This window comes from uncultured Varibaculum sp., assembly GCF_902489465.1.
Classification (GTDB): Bacteria; Actinomycetota; Actinomycetes; order Actinomycetales; family Actinomycetaceae; genus Varibaculum.
In genome coordinates this window covers 45,146-61,940 of record NZ_CABTZZ010000011.1, presented here as the reverse complement: position 1 = coordinate 61,940, position 16,795 = coordinate 45,146, and the positions used below count along the sequence as shown (strand labels likewise).

Genomic DNA, 16,795 nt, shown 5'->3' with positions numbered 1-16,795 from the left:
CCAGTGAACGCATCGAGTTCGTAGGCGGGATTCGCGGGGACAGTGAACTTAAAGCAGCGGTAGATAAGGGTGCTGCCTGTGCCTTTTACATGTACCCTACCCAGATTAACCAAGTAATGGAGGTGGCTGACGCGGGGAAAATAATGCCCCCTAAATCCACTTGGTTTGAACCGAAACTAGGCAGCGGTCTCTTCGCCCATCCCCTCTGGAATTAGTAATACCGGGGTTGAGTAACTTTATTTTTACGAGGGCGCGATTCGGGCGGCCGCAAAAAGGCTGTGGCCAAGATATTTAGGAGCTCCGAAGCTGATCTTTCGCGCCCCCAAAACGCCGATCTCGCCCTCCGAATGCTGCTAGTTCCCGCCAGAGTTGTTCACGTTTAAAATCGGGCCACATCTCGGGAACGAAACTAAGCTCCGCATAGGCGCATTGCCACAGTAAAAAGTTAGAAAGGCGTTGTTCCCCGGAAGTGCGAATCAGCAAATCCACATCCGGCATTCCCCCTAAATACATTTCCCGGGTCAAAGTGTCCTCGCGGATATGATTTTCACTGATTTCCCCGGACGCCACCCGGCGGGCAACCGCGCGAGCCGCATCAACCAGTTCCGCGCGCCCTCCATAGTTAATACACATGTTAAACACCATGCCGGTGTTTTTCCTGGTCAAATCGGCGGCCGCTTCTAGCTCCTTGATAACCGATTTCCACAGCCGTCCGCGCCGCCCCGACCAAACTATACGCACGTTCCAGTCGTTTAGTTCGTGGGAACGCCGGCGGATCACATCCCGCGAATACCCCATTAGGAAACGTACTTCTGCGGGAGAACGTTTCCAGTTTTCGGTGGAAAAAGCATATACGCTCACCATTTTTACCCCGGCCTCTACTGCCCCCGCCAGGGTGTCCATGAGTGATAGTTCTCCGGCCTGGTGCCCAGCGGTGCGCGGTAATCCCTGCTGGTTAGCCCAGCGTCCGTTGCCGTCCATGATTAGTGCCACATGGGTCGGCACTAGAGATAACGGGGGCATTGATGAACCCTGCCCGGGGGGAATGGTGGCTACGAAGTCTTGATCGCTCATGTTCTTATTATGCCTTGCGTGCCATCACGGACAGGGATTTTAGTTTTCGCTCTAACACCCATTCGGTATAGGCGGTGACCACTTCTTCTGCAATTCCCTGGGTTAGGGCATCTGCCTGGTAGACCTGTGTCCACTGTCCCGCCAGCAGCACGGTTAGCAGGTCGGTTACTGGCTTAGAGATGCGGGTACCTCCGCTTAGCTGACAGTTTTCGCAAACTACTCCACCGGCAGATGCGGAAAATACTTTAAAGGAACCCGCGGTACCGCAGAGGGCGCACTGGTCTAAAGCCGGTGCCCATCCGGCAATGGTTAGGGTGCGCAATAGGTAGGAGGCCAGCACCATTCCGGGGCGGTGCGCCCGGTTTGCTAAAGCGGGTATTGCCCCGGCGAGCAGGCGGTATTGGCTGCGCGAAGCCTCGCCCTCGGAAAGCTTCTCGGCGGTTTCTAGCATTACTTGCCCCGAGAGGTACCGTTCATAGTCGGAGGCGATTGCCGGGGCATTCAGGCTGAGCGAGGTGGCCTGAGTAACCGTGTCCAGGTTGCGCCCGGAGTGCAGTTGTAGTTTTACCCGGTTGAAGGGGGTTAGGCGCGCCCCGAATTTTGAGGAGGTGCGGCGCAGTCCCTTGGCTACCGCCCGCACCTGACCGTGCTCTAAGGTCAGCAGCGTCAAGATCATGTCTGCTTCCCCTAGCTTGGTGGTTCTCAGGACTATCGCCTGGTCGGTATAGGTTCGCAGCACCCGCTCATTATCTCATATCTAGTTACAGCTTCTAGGTTCAGTTTTGGGGGTATAAACCCCGCTTTTCAAAGAGCGCTGGTGGGCAACTACTAGCGCCTTGCTTGAAAATATGGATAGCAATAACCCGCATAAAATCTGCAAAACGATTGCTAGAACCCCTGCAAAACGATTGCTAGACTTCCTGTAAAACGACTGTTAGACTTCATGTAAAACGACTTTTAGCATCTATTAATAGAGGTAACCATGCTTCCAGGTTCTTCCGGAAATTACTTGAGGCGTTATGTAGACAATGAGCTTGATGCGCTGCTTCCAGAGTTGCATGGAATCGCGCTTGACGGACCTAAAGGCGTGGGGAAAACCGTCACCGCTTCACGTAGAGCAGAACGCGTCCTCGAATTGGATTCTCCGGATGTGCGCAATCTCGTCGCCTCGCAGCTGCGAACAGAGCTTACCTCCCACAAAACTGTGCTGCTTGACGAATGGCAAAACTATCCGCCCGTTTGGGATCGCGTCCGCCGGCTTATCGATGAAAAAGCCGATACTCGTTTTCTTTTTACCGGCAGCGCTACCCCAATTGAACATGTGGACACCCATTCTGGCGCCGGGAGAATTATCTCGCTGCGGATGCGTCCTCTAGCATTATCGGAACGCCCCGGCACTACCCCAAAGATTTTTATCCGCGATATTTTTTCTTCGAAACCCTTCTCCACTCCGATATCTGGGGAAAGTAACTTTTCCTATTCGGACTACGCCCGCGCCATCTGTTCCACCGGCTTCCCCCAGATTGAGACTCTTTTCCCCCGGGCACGCAGAGCAAGTATTGATGGCTACATTTCGAGGATCGTTGACCGAGATTTCCCCGAACAGGGACTTAATTTGCGCAGGCCGGCTGCATTACGGGCATGGCTGCGCGCCTATTCTGCTGCCACCGCCACTACTGCTTCATACACCAAGATATTAAAGGCGGCGTTACCGGCAGAGGGCGATTTACCTTCAAAATCTGCTACCAGCGGGTATCGAAATCTCTTGGAAAAACTTTGGATTTTAGACCCGGTTCCCGCTTGGACGCCCACTTATACAGCCTTCTCAAGATTGTCGAAAGCTCCTAAACACCACCTGGCAGATCCGGGGTTAGCCGCTTATCTTATGGGGGTCAGTGAAGATGTTTTGACCAGTGGCGCCGAGGGAACCCTAGAAATTTATGGGCAGCTATTTGAATCGCTGATGTTGCTCACCTTACGGGGAGCTGCTCAAGAATGCGAATCTCAGATCTTTCACTTCCGCACATCTTCGGGAGAACGTGAAGTAGATGCGATTATCGAGCGCTATGACGGGAAAACTATCGCATTCGAGGCGAAGTCCTCGGCAGTCATAGACGCAGAGGACGTCCGCCACCTCAACTGGCTAGAAACCCGCCTCGGAAATCGGCTACTGGATAAAATCCTGGTATATACCGGCTCTTACGCCTACCGCCGCAAGGACGGGGTAGCAGTAATCCCCCTAGCGCTCCTAGGTTAATGCAGCTCTCAGGGCGCTAGCGCACTATTTGCAGACACCCTAGCGCACTTTTTGCAGACATCCTAGCGCTCGGCGCGATTGAGGGCACTGATGACTGCCTTATAAGTAGCGCGGGTAATCGAGGGATCGATACCTACTCCCCACAGCACCTGACCGGCAATCTCGGCCTCAATATAGGCTGCTGCCCGCGAACTCTCACCGGTTTCCATCGCGTGCTCTACATAATCGAGCACCTTGATATCCAAACCGAGCCCTTGGAAAGCAGTAATAAAAGCCTCAATAGGCCCGGGTGCCACCGCCTCTAAAATGCGCAAACATCCGTTATCACTTACCTGTGCCCGTAAAGATACTTCCCCGGTTTCATGGTTGGTGTCGGCGAGAGAATCCCGCAGCTTGAAGCGCCCCCAAGGCGAAAGGCTGTGTTCTTCTCCGGGCAGATATTCGTCAGCGAAAATCTTCCACAAATGCTCGGAATTGACTTCTCCCCCAAACTTTTCCGTGTAGTCCTGGACGTGGCGATAGAACTCTACCTGCAGACGGCGCGGTAGATCCAAGGAATAATCCCGTTTCATCATGAAGGCGATGCCGCCCTTACCAGACTGGGAATTTACCCGCACCACCGCCTGGTAGTCGCGTCCTACATCACCGGGGTCAATAGGCAGGTAAGGCACTGTCCAGATCACCTGATTCTGGTCACCGCCAGCAGCTGCCACTGCTCGAGCCCGCTTATCAAAGCCTTTCTTAATAGCGTCCTGGTGGGAGCCGGAAAAGGAAGTGTAAACCAGATCGCCGGTATAGGGTTGACGGGGATTAGTTTCCATACGCGTGCAATACTCTACGGTTTCGCGCACCCGGTCCAGATCAGACAAATCCAGCATGGGATCTATTCCCTGGGAATAAAGATTCATTGCCAAAGTAATCAAATCTACGTTGCCAGTGCGTTCTCCCTGACCCAACAGGCAGCCTTCTACCCGGTCAGCACCGGCTTTCATAGAAAGTTCTGCCGCGGCAATCCCCGTCCCCCGGTCATTATGGTTATGTACCGACAAGCATACGTGTTCGCGACGGCTCAGGTTACGGCTCATCCATTCGATTTGATCCGCATAGGAGTCCGGGGTGTAACGCTCTACGGTAGCCGGCAGGTTCAAAATAATTTCGCGGTCCTCATCGGGCTGCCAAATATCCATGACTGCTTCGCAGATTTCCAGGGCAAACTCGGCTTCGGTATCTACGAAAATTTCTGGAGAATATTGCAGCCCGAAAACCGTGGAATCATCTAGCTGCTTTTCTGCTTGCGCGATTACCTCGCGCACGCCGCTTACTGCCAGTTCCACGGTAGCGGCTTTATCGTTATGGAATACTACTTCCCGAAAAGTCGGTGAGGTGGCGTTATAGATATGCACATTGGCGCGTGGCGCTCCCACTAGGGATTCTACGGTGCGTCCGATTAGATCTTCGCGCGCCTGGGTGAGCACTGAAACGCACACGTCCTCGGGAATCGCGTCCTCTTCCACCAGCGAGCGAACAAAATCAAAATCTATCTGCGAAGCCGCCGGAAACCCAATCTCGATTTCTTTCAATCCAATCTGCACCAACAGATCAAACATTTTCCGTTTCCGCAGCGGATCCATGGGGTCAATCAAAGCCTGATTACCGTCCCGCAAATCTGTAGATAGCCAACGGGGAGCCTGGGTAACATGTTTATCTGGCCAGGTACGATCCGGCAGTTTCAGAGAAGTACCCCAAAAATGAGCATATTTTTGAAACGGCATTCCAGAAGGTTGCTGAAGAGGGGCTTTACCAGTAGTTTGCATTCTAAGATTTCTTTCTGCTTTTTAAGTGGCTGGCCGAAGACACCAAAGAATCCCGCGACGAGCCTCGACCAGTTTTACTGGACTTCGTCGCGGCAACCTAGCAGCAGAATAATCATGCGCACGGGACTACTCTAAACTGTTTTTCCACTTTCTGGTAACCACCGGCCCGCATATTGAGCAGACAAGTGTGGTCCTTGGGTGGATTCCCGAGGAATAAAGGCAGCTTCACCGGCTACTAAACGATCCCCAGCTTTCGGCAAATAGGAGGCACCGAAAATCTGTTTCATCAGTACGGTTACCCCCAGGTTGGCGAGTTTATCAACCGGTTGATCAATTACGGTGATCGCCGGAGACATTACTGAAAACCAGGGAATATCATCGATTGCTGCTAATCCCAAGTCGGTACCTAGCTGCATCCCCATACTTTTGGCTATCATCAATACCCCCAGGGCGATCTGGTTGGAGGCGCAGATAATAATATCGGGACGATACAGTGCCAATAGAGCCCGGGCGGCACTAGCCGCAGACACTGCCTCGTGGTGACAATATTCCACTTCTAGCTTCTCGAAACCACAGTTAGCTAAGGCTTCCTGGAGTTTTTCAGTGCGTCTTTGCCCCGATAAAGAAAACTCGGGGCCTGCAAGATAAGCGGGATGGCGATACCCAGCAGCGAGTAGATGCTCTCCCAGGTCTTGCATTGCTCTAGCAGAATCAATCACTACCGAGGGAATCTTGGCTCCCGGAGCTTCTCGATCTAGAGCCACCATTGCCATTGACTCGGGAGGATCTGGATGTTTCCATCCCGGTGACACCCGGGAGGGCGGTACCACTAGCAGCCCATCTACCCCTTGTTTTGCCAGGGCTCGAATCCCGTTTTCGTAGCTTTGCCCATCCTCATGCGCATTAGATAGTACGAGGGAAGCTTCATGGGAATGTACCGCCCGCTCCACGCAATGCGCCAGCATCGCATAGAACGGGTTCATCACGTCTCCAACCACTAACCCGATGGCTCCGGTACGCCCGGTGCGCATCGCCGCTGCTAATCGGTCTTTTTGATAACCTAGTTTCTCGGCAGCTACCAATACTTTCTGCCGGGTATCGCCAGCTAGATGTGGATTCCCATTCAAAGCACGCGAAACGGTAGCAATCGAGACTCCCGCTTCCCTAGCCACATCCCTGATGGTTGCCACGAATAAACGCCTCCTCGCGCTAGAACTTAATGTTAAAGATCCTAACAGGAAAACTTATCTATAGGGAAACGTTTACAATAATTCTTTTGTCCTCTATCAGCGAAGCACAGATAACTACCGGCTGCCTAATAAAGCGAGCTCAAAGCGCCTATCCCCTTGAGGTAGAGAGTTAGAATCCCAGACGCCCGAGCATTTTCGTGTCCGACTGCCAATTCTTTGCCACCCGTACATGCAGGTGCAACTGCACTGGACGCCCCAATAGTTTTTGAATCTGTCGTTTGGATTTTATCCGCACACGGCGAATATGGCTGCCACCTTTACCGATCAAAATTCCTTTTTGGGAATCGCGTTCCACGAACACGTTTACATGCACATCTAAGGGTTTAATTTCCTGCTGAGGGGACGCGGCCTCACCTTGATCCGCTGTATAGGACGGGGATTGGGCATCGCCCGAAGCAACTTCGACTTCTGCACCTTTGGCATTATCTTTATTATTTTCCGAGGCGCGGTGCGTACCGTACCCTAGGCTCGGCCCATTATCTTCCCCCTGGTAGAGAATCTCTTCTACCTGCACTGCAATCGAGTGCGGGAGTTCTTCGCGTACCCCTTCTAGTGCTGCCTCGCGCACAAATTCCGCAATCAGTTTTTCTACTGACTCGTCACTTACTTGGTCGCGTGGATATAGAGGTGGAGAAAATGGCAGGTATTTCGCGATCTGATCCGCCAGTACCGACACTTCGCCTTCTTTGGCACTCACGGGGACAATCTCTTTCCAATCTCCCAGTTCGCCCGCAGCTACCAGTGCTGATACCATCCGCTCTTTCGAAACCAGATCAGCTTTGGTAACCGCCAATATAACCGGAATATTGAGTTCTTTAAGTTCGGCAGCAATATAGCGATCGCCCGGACCAATCTTTTGATCCGCGGGCACGCAAAAAACCACCGCATCCACATCTACTAAGGCTTCGCGCACCATATCGTTTAGGCGTTTACCCAGCAGCGTGCGGGGGCGGTGCAGACCGGGAGTATCGACCAACACGATCTGATAATCCTCCCCCTGGACTACTCCTCGTACGTTATGTCGGGTAGTTTCCGGACGCGAAGAAGTGATTGCCACTTTCTGTCCTACCAGCGCATTCGTTAGGGTTGATTTGCCAACATTTGGGCGACCCACGATGGAAACAAATCCTGCGCGATGCTCGCTAGGCGCTTTTTTGTCTTGCTCACTCATTATTCGTCCGTTTCTGTGTCGAGACGTTTTATCAATAGAGTATCCATTTGCCGGCGCCGGCCAGCAACTTCTTTCACTGTAATCTCCAGTCCCTTTGCCTGGGCATGTGATCCCAGCAGAGGCACTTTTCCTAAAGCTTTGGCAAGCAACCCACCAGCAGTATCCACTTCGTCATCATCTATTTCCAGACGTACTAGTTCAGCGAGGTCATCTAAGCCTAAACGGGCAGGCACCAACCAGCTATTAGCACTGAGCTGCTCCGGTTCTTGCTCAGCGCGGTCATGTTCATCAGTTACCTCGCCGACCAGCTCTTCTAAAATATCTTCGATGGTCACCAGGCCAACGGTTCCTCCCCATTCGTCAACCACTATCGCGATATGGGGAGCGTCAACTTGCATCTGACGCATTAAGTCGTCGGCGAGCATTACTTCGGGGACAAAGAAGGCTTCGCGCATCATTTCAGGAACCGGATGATCCATTAGTTCGGGGCGAGAAAAACAGCGCGAAATCAGATCTTTCAGATAGAGCATACCCCGCACATCATCAGCATCTTCACCGAGCACCGGGATCCGCGAAAAACCAGATTGAATGAAAACTTCAAAAGCTTCTCTGGCTACGGTTGTGGTTTCTACCGCCACCATATCGGTACGAGGAACGATAATTTCGCGAACCAGAGTAGTCCCCAGTTCCAAGGCAGACCGCACGATCTGGCGATCTTCATCCTCAAAAGCTAGATTCTCTTCCTCGGCCATTTCATCAACCATTTCCCGGAAATCTTCCGCGATTTCGGCACGGGAAGCGGCCTCATCTGCCGGACCGAGGGGCGCGATCTTTCGCACAATCCATTCTACCGGGCGAGAAAGAACCGATATTTTTAGCCCGAAATTAACCATTTTGCTCAGCCACAAAGCGGTAGCTTCGGGGCGATAACGCCCTACGCGCATACCAACAAAAGTGGCAAAAATCAGCAGCAGCGCCCCCAATACCAGTAGCGATACTAGAAGCGCCACCCACCAGGTTAGGCCAAAACCTACCATAGCCAAAGTCATACAGGTGGCCGCTAATACCTGCGCAAATAGACGCCATGACTGACAGATAGCCACGGTATGAACCCTATCTTCTAATAGGGAGCGTACTAACGGCGCGTGGCGGCGCCCTGCTTCAACCAGGTCTTGAGCCCGCGCATGGGAAAGAGTTTGGAAGGCTCCCAGAGCCGCTGCCCAGGCGGCATCTACCCCCACTAATGCAATCGTTAAGGCGAGGAGCCCTCCCGCAGGTATCTGGGAGATCAACTTCAGCTCCGCTCCGCTAAGAAGGTCAGCAAGAGTTTGCGTTGCAAAGCAAACATTTCTTTTTCTTCATCCTTTTCGGAGTGGTCATACCCTAAAAGATGTAAGATTCCGTGCACTGTAAGCAGCAACATTTCTTCGGTGGAAGAATGCCCAGCCTTAGCTGCCTGTGCCTTTGCAACCTGGGGGCAAATCACAATATCCCCCAAGATACCTGGCTCGGTCGGGGAATCCGCGTTTCCAGGGCGCAGTTCGTCCATCGGAAAACTCATTACATCGGTCGGGCCTTCTAGGTCTAACCAACGCTCATGCAGGGCAGCAATCGCATCCGGTTCCACGAAAATCAGCGACATTTCAGCTGCTGGAGACACATGCATTGCCTCCAGCACATAGGCGGCAAGCTCTTGGAATTCTTCCCCGTCGATTTGGTATTCAGTTTCGTTTAATACCTCTACGCTCACCGGTATTTCTCCCCCTCATCTAACGTGTTCGCATGTCGTTCATAGGCGTCAATAATCAGCCCCACCAGCTTATCGCGCACCACGTCCTCGCTGGTTAAATAACAAAACTCGATATCTTTAACTCCGGTAAGGACATTGCGCGCATCTTTAAGTCCCGACAGTTTTCCGCGGGGCAAGTCAATTTGGGTAATATCGCCGGTCACTACCATAGTTGACCCCTCCCCTAAGCGGGTGAGGAACATTTTCATCTGTTGGGTGGTAGTGTTTTGGGCTTCATCCAGCACGATAAAGGCATGAGAAATCGTGCGCCCGCGCATATAGGCTAAGGGAGCTACTTCGATAGTTCCCGACTCTAGCAGCTGGGCAAGTTCTGCTGGTTCCAGCATTTCCCGTAAGGCATCATAAAGAGGACGCAGATAGGGATCGATCTTTTCGGTGAGCGTACCGGGCAAAAAACCGAGTGATTCCCCGGCCTCTACCGCGGGACGGGTCAAAACTATCCGGGACACCGCCCCAGATTCTAAAGCTTCCACCGCTTTTGCCATCGCCAGATAGGTTTTTCCGGTCCCGGCTGGCCCTACTCCAAAGACGATCCGATTATTGCTGATCGCTTCGATATAACTTTGTTGACCGGGGGTTTTTGCCCTAACCTGCCGGTGTTTAGTACGTAATACCGGCAAGGTTTCTTGGGATGACATGAGGGTTAGGGCCTGCTGAACTGCCGTGGCAGATAAGGGATTACCGTGACGGGCAGCTGCAATCAACTCGCCTAGCAGATCGGCACCCATCCGCGCCTCGCCCGGGTTTCCTTGAAAAGTTACGATATTGCCGCGCGAATTAATCCGCACCCCCGGCAAGTTATCTTGCATTGCCCGCAGTACCTGGTCTCCCGGGCCAAACACCAGCACCGGATCCAAGTCTTCGGGCATTAGCACCTGGGTTAGCTCATCGGTCATCTCAGAGTGCTTCCTTCCGTCCCCACAAGCCGCTGCAAAGTCCTAACGCCGCCAAGGCAGCCGGTCCCGCACTGGAGGAGCGTAAAACGGTAGGCCCCAGCCGCGCCGTAATCGCGCCAGCAGCACAAAACTTAGCAGTTTCCTCCGGACTCACCCCGCCCTCCGGGCCGACTATCAGGTGTATCATTTTCGCCTCGCTTACCTGCTCCCAGGCTTCGACAAGAGGTAGGGAGGAATCCGGATCCAGCAACACAAACTTTTCTTCGCTACTTCCGGCAGCGATTATTTCTTGCAGCCTCCGCGAATCCGCTAAGGGATCTAGGAGAGGCCAGTTGGCACGGCGGGACTGTTTTGCTGCCGCTTGCAGTAGCGACTCCCACTTCTTCGCGCCTCGCTGCACTTTCGATCCCTTCCACTGCACAATAGAGCGCCCTGCCGCCCAGGGGCGCACTCGGCTGACCCCTAACTCGACTGCCGACTCTACCGCCTGTTCATCACGCCCACCCTTTGAAAGCGCCTGAATCAGCCCAAACTGCGTTTGTGGTAAAGATAGGTGCATTACCTGAAGTACTTCAAACTCTAAAGAGTTTTTATCGGTTGCCAGTATCTGGCAGCGCAGGCGCAACCCTTTACCATCAACCAGGTCGAGGGGGTCACCTACTCCAAGACGTAGCGAACCGCCTGCGTGAGCAGCTTCTGCCCCTTTAAGGGATCCGCGTTCTCCTTCCTGCAGGCTAGAAAGCGGTGGGCAGGATTCGTCACCTAAAAATACCGGAAGAAACATTAGTGACCTGCAAATCGTTCCCGCAGGCGAGAGAACACTCCACTATCCGCTAGCGGTTCTGGTTCTACCCGATCTTCTTGTCTAAGCTGTGCCAATTGCGAGATTAGCTCCCGCTGAGCAGCATCTAGGTTAGTGGGCACCTGAACCATAATATTCACAATCAGGTCACCGCGCCCTTCTCGCTGTAAACGTCCTACCCCCAAGCCGGCAAGCCGAATCTGTTGGCCAGGCTGGGTGCCAGGTGCGATAGTAATCTCTTGAGTCCCATCAAAAGTTTCCAAGTCAACTTTGGTTCCCAAAATAGCGGCCGTCATCGGCACCCGCAAGGTGGTCTCCAGATTATCCCCGTGGCGGGAAAACACCCGATGGGCACTAACTTTGATCTCTAAATACAAATCCCCGCTGGGGCCGCCTCCCGGCCCTACTGCGCCTTTACCACGCAGCTGCACTTTATGTCCGGTTTGCACCCCGGGAGGAATCTCTACCTGCAAAGTGGAAGTGGTACGTACTCGTCCTTCGCCGGAACACTCGGGGCAGGGATCAGGAATAGTGGTACCGTGACCGGCACAGGCGCTACAGGGAACGGTGGATTGCATTTGCCCCAAGAAGGTGCGGGTAGAGCGGGTGACCGAGCCGCGGCCATTACAAACCTGACAGGTACGCGGGGAAGTTCCCGGGGCGCAACAGCTTCCATCACAGGTAGGACACACTACTGCGGTACGCACCTGTACCTGCTTCTTTACCCCAAAAACCGCTTCCTCTAAAGCGATTTCCAGGCGCTGACGCAGATCCTCACCTCTTCTCCCTCTCGGAGTCGGGCCAGCGCCCGTTTCCCCTCCGAAAAAGCTCTCGAAAATATCGGAGAACATGGAAAAGTCGCCCATACCTGAGTTGGCAAAACCAGACTCACCGCCCATATCGTAGCGGCGCCGCTTTTCCGGATCAGACAGGACTTCGTGCGCCATCGAAACCTCTTTGAAAGCCTCTTCTGACTGCGGTCCGGCTACGTCCGGATGTAACTTGCGGGCTTTACGGCGGTACGCACGTCTAATCTCCGCCTCCGTAGCGTCCCGGGAAACCCCTAGAATCTCATAGTAATCAGCCAAGGATCCGTATTCCTCTTTCCTAATCTACCTGGTCATCATCCGCGATAAATACCGCGAAACCGCACGCACGATACTCATTGCGCGCGGATAGTCCATTCTTTGCGGGCCTACTATTCCGACATGGGCGACCCCGCTTTCTTTATCCCCGTAAGCCCCTGCCACAATGGAAGTTTCCGACAGGGAATGCTCTCCTGATTCCGAGCCAATCGTGACCGTAACTGGCGAATCTTGTTGATCAAACTCTGAAAATAGCCGCAGCAAGGTTACTTGCTCTTCCAGGGCATCTAAAATGGAGCCGATCGAACTAGAAAACTCGGGGCTAGAGCGCACCAGATTTCCCGCCCCTACCATCACGATCCTCTCGGTGCGTTCCCCGGTAAGTGCCTCGCGAATAATCGGCAATACCTGAGAGATCACTTCCAGGTGTTCCGGGGCGGCTCCTGCCATTAATACTGGCTCCACCTGGGATATTTGCGATGCTTCCATTCCCTCTAAGGTGGAGTTTAGTAGCAGAGCCAAAGAGTGGGCGCTCGCAGAGTCAACCTCATAACGCGTCTCGATAGTAGCCTGCTGCACCCGGGCGCTATTGGTAATCACGATTACTAACAGTTTGAACTCTGCAACTGGGATTAGCTCGATATGGCGCAGGCCGCTGCGCTCAAAATGCGGGTACTGCACCACCGCTAATTGCCGGGTCAACTGGGCTAAAACCCGAACGGTACGGGCTACTACTTCATCAAAATCAGCGGATCCTAAAACGAAAGTCTCAATTGCGCGCCGTTGAGCACTGGTAATCGGGCTGAGCTCTGATATCCGGTCCACGAAGGCGCGATACCCTTTTTCGGTGGGTACTCGCCCAGCAGAGGTATGGGGCTGATAAAGGTAGCCTTTCTCTTCCAGCACCGACATATCATTGCGAACCGTAGCCGGGGATACCCGCAAATCATGCCGATCTACCAACGCCTTAGAGCCTACGGGTTCACCGGTTTCCACATAATCGGTGACGATGGCGCGCAACACATCGTCCCGCCGGATACTTGCCTGGCTCATATCTCCTCACTGTCCTTAGAAACCGTAGCGCTCAATCTCAGCAAAACCTTTGTCAGCACTCGGCCGCCTCGACTGCTAACTCTACCTTGATTGGCCGCTACTTATTAACCTCTAACCTGTGATTCGCGCAAAGCTAAAGACAAAACCGATTACTTTTCAGCCTCCGTCAAAACTTGCACCATGGCTAACGCTGCCTGTACGGCCTCGTAGCCTTTATCTTCACTAGAGGATTCCAACCCGGCGCGATCCAAGGCTTGCTCTTCGTTATCACAGGTCAGCAAGCCAAAGCCTAGAGGAATCCGGGATTCAACCGACACTTTGGTAAGACCATAGGTCGCGGCATCGCAAACATAGTCAAAATGAGGAGTACCCCCACGAATCACTACTCCCAGACAAACCAGGGCATCCGCTTTCCCGCTTTCGGCATAGGCTTTTGCAGCAAGCGGAAGCTCAAAGGATCCCGGAACCCGCACTACTTCAAAGTCCGCCTTCGCGTCCTGACAGGCGCGTTTAGCTTCTGCTACCAGCCCTTCCATGACCTGCTCATGCCATTGAGTAGCGATAATCACCACTTTCTTGCCCGCTCCGGCAATATGTAAGTCGGGAACTCCTGCTCCAGCCATTTTTCCTCCTCAGTACCAATCGATTATTCCATAGGGCGCTGCGACTATTTCTTAGCCACGAAATCGTCGAGATTGTGGAAGGTATGTCCCAGCCGCTGTTTGGTACGTAAATACTCGATATTGTGAGGATCGATCCCGACTTCTAAGGGTACGGTTTCCTCCACTTCAATCCCATCTTGACTAAGCAGCGCCTTTTGCGGATTGTTTGTCAACAAACGGATCTTAAGTAGCTGCAGATCCCGTAAAATAGCGGCCGCCGCCCCATATTCACGCAGGTCAACTGGCCATCCCAAATCAAGATTAGCCTGCGCGGTGTCCCGTCCTTGATCCTGTAGGGCATAGGCTTTAATTTTTTCACTAAGCCCAATCCCGCGTCCTTCTTGACCGCGCAGATAAACAATCACGCCGCCCTCGTCCGCTACCTGCCTCATCGCTTGCTGTAGTTGCGGCCCGCAATCGCAGCGCAGCGAGCCGAAAGATTCCCCGGTCAGGCATTCGGAATGAATCCGCACCAACGCGGTCGACTCTGCAGTCTTTTCGGAGATCAGAGCCATATGTACTGTCCCCAATTCGGAATCCTGATAAGCACGCACTGTAAAATCCCCAAATTGTGTGGGAAGTTTGGCGCTGGCGATCTCGCTAACTCGGGTGATCTTAGCTGGCTCTACCGGTGTTTTTCCCTGAGATAAGAATTCTTTCAGCTCTGCGACTGTAATTAGTTCCAGGTCAAACTTTTCGGCAATTGCCGGGCAGTGACGGTAACGAACCATAGAACCGTCATCGTGAACCATTTCCCCGATAGCGGCTACCGGAACCAAGTCAGCTAGCTCCATTAAATCAACTGCCGCCTCAGTGTGCCCTGCCCGGGTAAAACCCCCGCCACTGCGCGCCCTCAGCGGCAAAATATGTCCGGGACGCACCAAATCTTCGCTGCTGGAGAGAGGATTGGCTAAAGCCCGTAAAGTAGTACGGCGATCCGAAGCTGAAATCCCGGTGGTCACTCCCCTTGCAGCATCACAGGAAACGGTGTAACAGGTGCGCAGCTGATCCTGATTAGCTGGCCATTGAATCGGCAATCCCAGCAAATCTGCACGTTCAGCTGTCATGGGGGCGCAAATATAACCGGAGGTATAACGCACCATCCACCCCATCCACTCGGGGGTAACTTCTTGAGCACTGACAATCGCGTCTACTTCGTTTTCCCGGTCTTTCGAATCCGCTACCAAAACGGGTTTTCCTGCCCGCAGAGCCACGCTGACCCGCGCGAATAACTTGTCCAAGTCACTCATTAGTTTTTATTCCCCTCAAGTAGACGTTCCACATATTTCGCTATCTGGTCAGTCTCCAAATTGACTAAAGAGCCGACTGAAAGCGTTCCTAAAGTAGTGTTATCTCGGGTGACGGGGATTATTGCGACCCGGAAATAGTCCTCACCCACCGCGGTTACGGTTAAAGATACCCCGTCGATCGCAATCGATCCTTTCTTAGCTATCTGGCGCATTAATGAGGGCGGAGCCGAAATCTGTAGCTCCCGCCAACGCTGCCCTTCCGCTAGGGAAGTTACCGAGCCAGTGCCATCAATATGCCCGGCAACCAGGTGTCCCCCTAAGCGATCCGTCGGGAGGAGGGCGCGCTCCAGGTTAACCCCCTCACCCAGGCTTTTTTGTCCCAGGGTGGTGAGTCTGACGGTTTCCGGCATGGCGTAGGCATAGAAAGTATCGCCTTCTATCCGGGTCACGGTCAGGCAAATCCCGGAGGTAGCCACCGATTCTCCCGAGGATAGCTCGGAGGCAAAAGCGCAAGAAATCCCAATTTCTAGGTCTGCTTCTCGCTTATTTAGCGAGCTAATTGTCCCGACCTCTGCTATTAGTCCGGTAAACATGACGCCCCTTCCTTTATTAACGCCAAGAAAACATCTCCGCCTAACTCTTTAACCTGTTGCAATTGGAAATCCAAGGAACTGGTCAAAGCGCTAATCCCCAAGTCGCCTATTCCTTTGTGCCCCGCGCCCAACAGGCGAGGAGCCAGGTAAATATGCAGTTCATCTACGAGATCCGTCTGCAAAGCCGCAGTTACCAAGGTAGGCCCGCCCTCCAGGAGCGCAAAAATCTCGCCGCGCTGATAGCAGCTTTCTAGTACCGCCTTAAGGTCGTGGGTACGTGCCGGTTCTGCTTTGCCGGCCAGGTAATAATCTGTGGGAATATCGCGCTTGCCCACCACCAGGGGGCGCGGCTGGTGCGGGAGATCACGCCCATCGGCTAGACGCGCCGACAGCTGCGGGTTATCAGCGAGGACGGTACCGGTACCGGCAATAATCACATCCACGCTGGAACGAATCCGGTGCGCATAGGCACGCGAGAGCCGATTGGTAATCCATTGGCTAGATCCGTCCTTAGCGGCGCAATACCCGTCCAGGGTTTGCGCTACTTTTGCGATAGTCCACGGCCGGCCGCGCCGGGTGGCCTGCACCCAGTGGGCACTAACTTCCCGCGCCTTCGCGAGGACGTTTTCGTCAATCCCCGCTTCGCTAGCGGGCATAGCGTTAATCCCCTGGCTTCTTAAATACTCTCCGCCACCACTGGCCCTAGGATTAGGGTCATCGACTGCCCAGATAACATTTTTAATCCCCGCTTCAATCAGAGCGCGGCTACAGGGAGGAGTTTTACCGGTATGGTTACACGGCTCCAGGGTGACTACTGCCGTCAGTGGAGCAGATCCGGTATCCTCTTTCAAGTTGGTTAGCGCATCTACTTCCGCGTGAGCGCTTCCCGCTCCCCGGTGATACCCCATTGACAATATCCTGCCTGCAGGAGAAAGAATAGCGCATCCCACCTGGGGATTTCCTCCAGTTCTAGGGCCTTGGAGAGCAGCTTTGCTGGCGGCAGCGAGACCGTGAGTAAGCGCAGCTTTAGAGGGCATTGAAAGCGCCAATAAAAAAATCCTCCTCGTCAATAGCGTGT

General features: G+C 53.5%; 16 protein-coding genes and 1 pseudogene. 2 read left to right on the top strand and 15 right to left on the bottom strand.

Annotation, left to right across the window (positions count from 1 at the left end; all coding sequences use genetic code 11):
* Positions 1 to 215: pseudogene (locus RDM26_RS03685) on the top strand (hypothetical protein); the annotation flags it as partial.
* 76 nt (positions 216 to 291) lie between these two features.
* Here RDM26_RS03685 and uppS read toward each other — a convergent pair.
* Positions 292 to 1,023: a polyprenyl diphosphate synthase gene (gene uppS, locus RDM26_RS03680; RefSeq protein ID WP_374041813.1), complete on the bottom strand. Its 732-nt coding sequence runs from the start codon at positions 1,021 to 1,023 to the stop codon at positions 292 to 294.
* 58 nt (positions 1,024 to 1,081) lie between these two features.
* Positions 1,082 to 1,813, bottom strand: a complete 732-nt coding sequence (gene recO, locus RDM26_RS03675) for a DNA repair protein RecO (RefSeq protein ID WP_307737685.1) — start codon at positions 1,811 to 1,813, stop codon at positions 1,082 to 1,084.
* A 270-nt stretch (positions 1,814 to 2,083) separates the two neighbouring features.
* On the opposite strand from recO, the gene RDM26_RS03670 reads away from it, so the two are divergent.
* Positions 2,084 to 3,331, top strand: a complete 1,248-nt coding sequence (locus RDM26_RS03670) for a DUF4143 domain-containing protein (protein WP_307737684.1) — start codon at positions 2,084 to 2,086, stop codon at positions 3,329 to 3,331.
* Positions 3,332 to 3,393: 62 nt separating this feature from the next.
* Here the strand turns inward: RDM26_RS03670 and leuA are convergent, their stop codons facing one another.
* From leuA to ribD, 13 genes are all read right to left on the bottom strand, one after another.
* Positions 3,394 to 5,145 carry a 2-isopropylmalate synthase gene (gene leuA, locus RDM26_RS03665; RefSeq protein ID WP_307737683.1) on the bottom strand — a complete coding sequence of 584 codons (1,752 nt, stop codon included), beginning with the start codon at positions 5,143 to 5,145 and terminating at the stop codon, positions 3,394 to 3,396.
* Positions 5,146 to 5,276: 131 nt separating this feature from the next.
* Positions 5,277 to 6,335 carry a substrate-binding domain-containing protein gene (locus RDM26_RS03660; RefSeq protein WP_307737682.1) on the bottom strand — a complete coding sequence of 353 codons (1,059 nt, stop codon included), beginning with the start codon at positions 6,333 to 6,335 and terminating at the stop codon, positions 5,277 to 5,279.
* Positions 6,336 to 6,504: 169 nt separating this feature from the next.
* On the bottom strand, positions 6,505 to 7,566 hold the full coding sequence (era, locus tag RDM26_RS03655) for a GTPase Era (RefSeq protein ID WP_307737681.1): 1,062 nt from the start codon (positions 7,564 to 7,566) through the stop codon (positions 6,505 to 6,507).
* On the bottom strand, positions 7,566 to 8,858 hold the full coding sequence (locus tag RDM26_RS03650; RefSeq protein ID WP_307737680.1) for a CNNM domain-containing protein: 1,293 nt from the start codon (positions 8,856 to 8,858) through the stop codon (positions 7,566 to 7,568). Before RDM26_RS03650 ends, era begins: the two co-directional genes overlap by 1 nt.
* Before the next feature lie 2 nt (positions 8,859 to 8,860).
* Positions 8,861 to 9,316, bottom strand: a complete 456-nt coding sequence (ybeY, locus tag RDM26_RS03645) for an rRNA maturation RNase YbeY (RefSeq protein ID WP_307737679.1) — start codon at positions 9,314 to 9,316, stop codon at positions 8,861 to 8,863.
* Entirely contained in the window at positions 9,313 to 10,272 is a 960-nt protein-coding gene (locus tag RDM26_RS03640; RefSeq protein WP_307737678.1) for a PhoH family protein, read from the bottom strand. Before RDM26_RS03640 ends, ybeY begins: the two co-directional genes overlap by 4 nt.
* A 1-nt stretch (position 10,273) precedes the next feature.
* Positions 10,274 to 11,056, bottom strand: coding sequence for a 16S rRNA (uracil(1498)-N(3))-methyltransferase (locus RDM26_RS03635; RefSeq protein WP_307737677.1), 783 nt, complete (start codon positions 11,054 to 11,056; stop codon positions 10,274 to 10,276).
* On the bottom strand, positions 11,056 to 12,162 hold the full coding sequence (dnaJ, locus tag RDM26_RS03630; RefSeq protein ID WP_307737676.1) for a molecular chaperone DnaJ: 1,107 nt from the start codon (positions 12,160 to 12,162) through the stop codon (positions 11,056 to 11,058). Before dnaJ ends, RDM26_RS03635 begins: the two co-directional genes overlap by 1 nt.
* A 24-nt stretch (positions 12,163 to 12,186) precedes the next feature.
* Entirely contained in the window at positions 12,187 to 13,212 is a 1,026-nt protein-coding gene (gene hrcA / locus RDM26_RS03625; RefSeq protein ID WP_307737675.1) for a heat-inducible transcriptional repressor HrcA, read from the bottom strand.
* 149 nt (positions 13,213 to 13,361) lie between these two features.
* Positions 13,362 to 13,835 carry a 6,7-dimethyl-8-ribityllumazine synthase gene (ribH, locus tag RDM26_RS03620; RefSeq protein WP_307737674.1) on the bottom strand — a complete coding sequence of 158 codons (474 nt, stop codon included), beginning with the start codon at positions 13,833 to 13,835 and terminating at the stop codon, positions 13,362 to 13,364.
* Positions 13,836 to 13,879: 44 nt separating this feature from the next.
* On the bottom strand, positions 13,880 to 15,124 hold the full coding sequence (gene ribA, locus RDM26_RS03615) for a GTP cyclohydrolase II (protein ID WP_307737673.1): 1,245 nt from the start codon (positions 15,122 to 15,124) through the stop codon (positions 13,880 to 13,882).
* Complete coding sequence (locus RDM26_RS03610; RefSeq protein WP_307737672.1) at positions 15,124 to 15,717, bottom strand: riboflavin synthase; 594 nt, start codon at positions 15,715 to 15,717, stop codon at positions 15,124 to 15,126. The genes ribA and RDM26_RS03610 overlap by 1 nt, the downstream gene beginning before the upstream one ends.
* On the bottom strand, positions 15,702 to 16,766 hold the full coding sequence (ribD, locus tag RDM26_RS03605) for a bifunctional diaminohydroxyphosphoribosylaminopyrimidine deaminase/5-amino-6-(5-phosphoribosylamino)uracil reductase RibD (RefSeq protein WP_307737671.1): 1,065 nt from the start codon (positions 16,764 to 16,766) through the stop codon (positions 15,702 to 15,704). The genes RDM26_RS03610 and ribD overlap by 16 nt, the downstream gene beginning before the upstream one ends.
* Between the last annotated feature and the right edge of the window lie 29 nt (positions 16,767 to 16,795).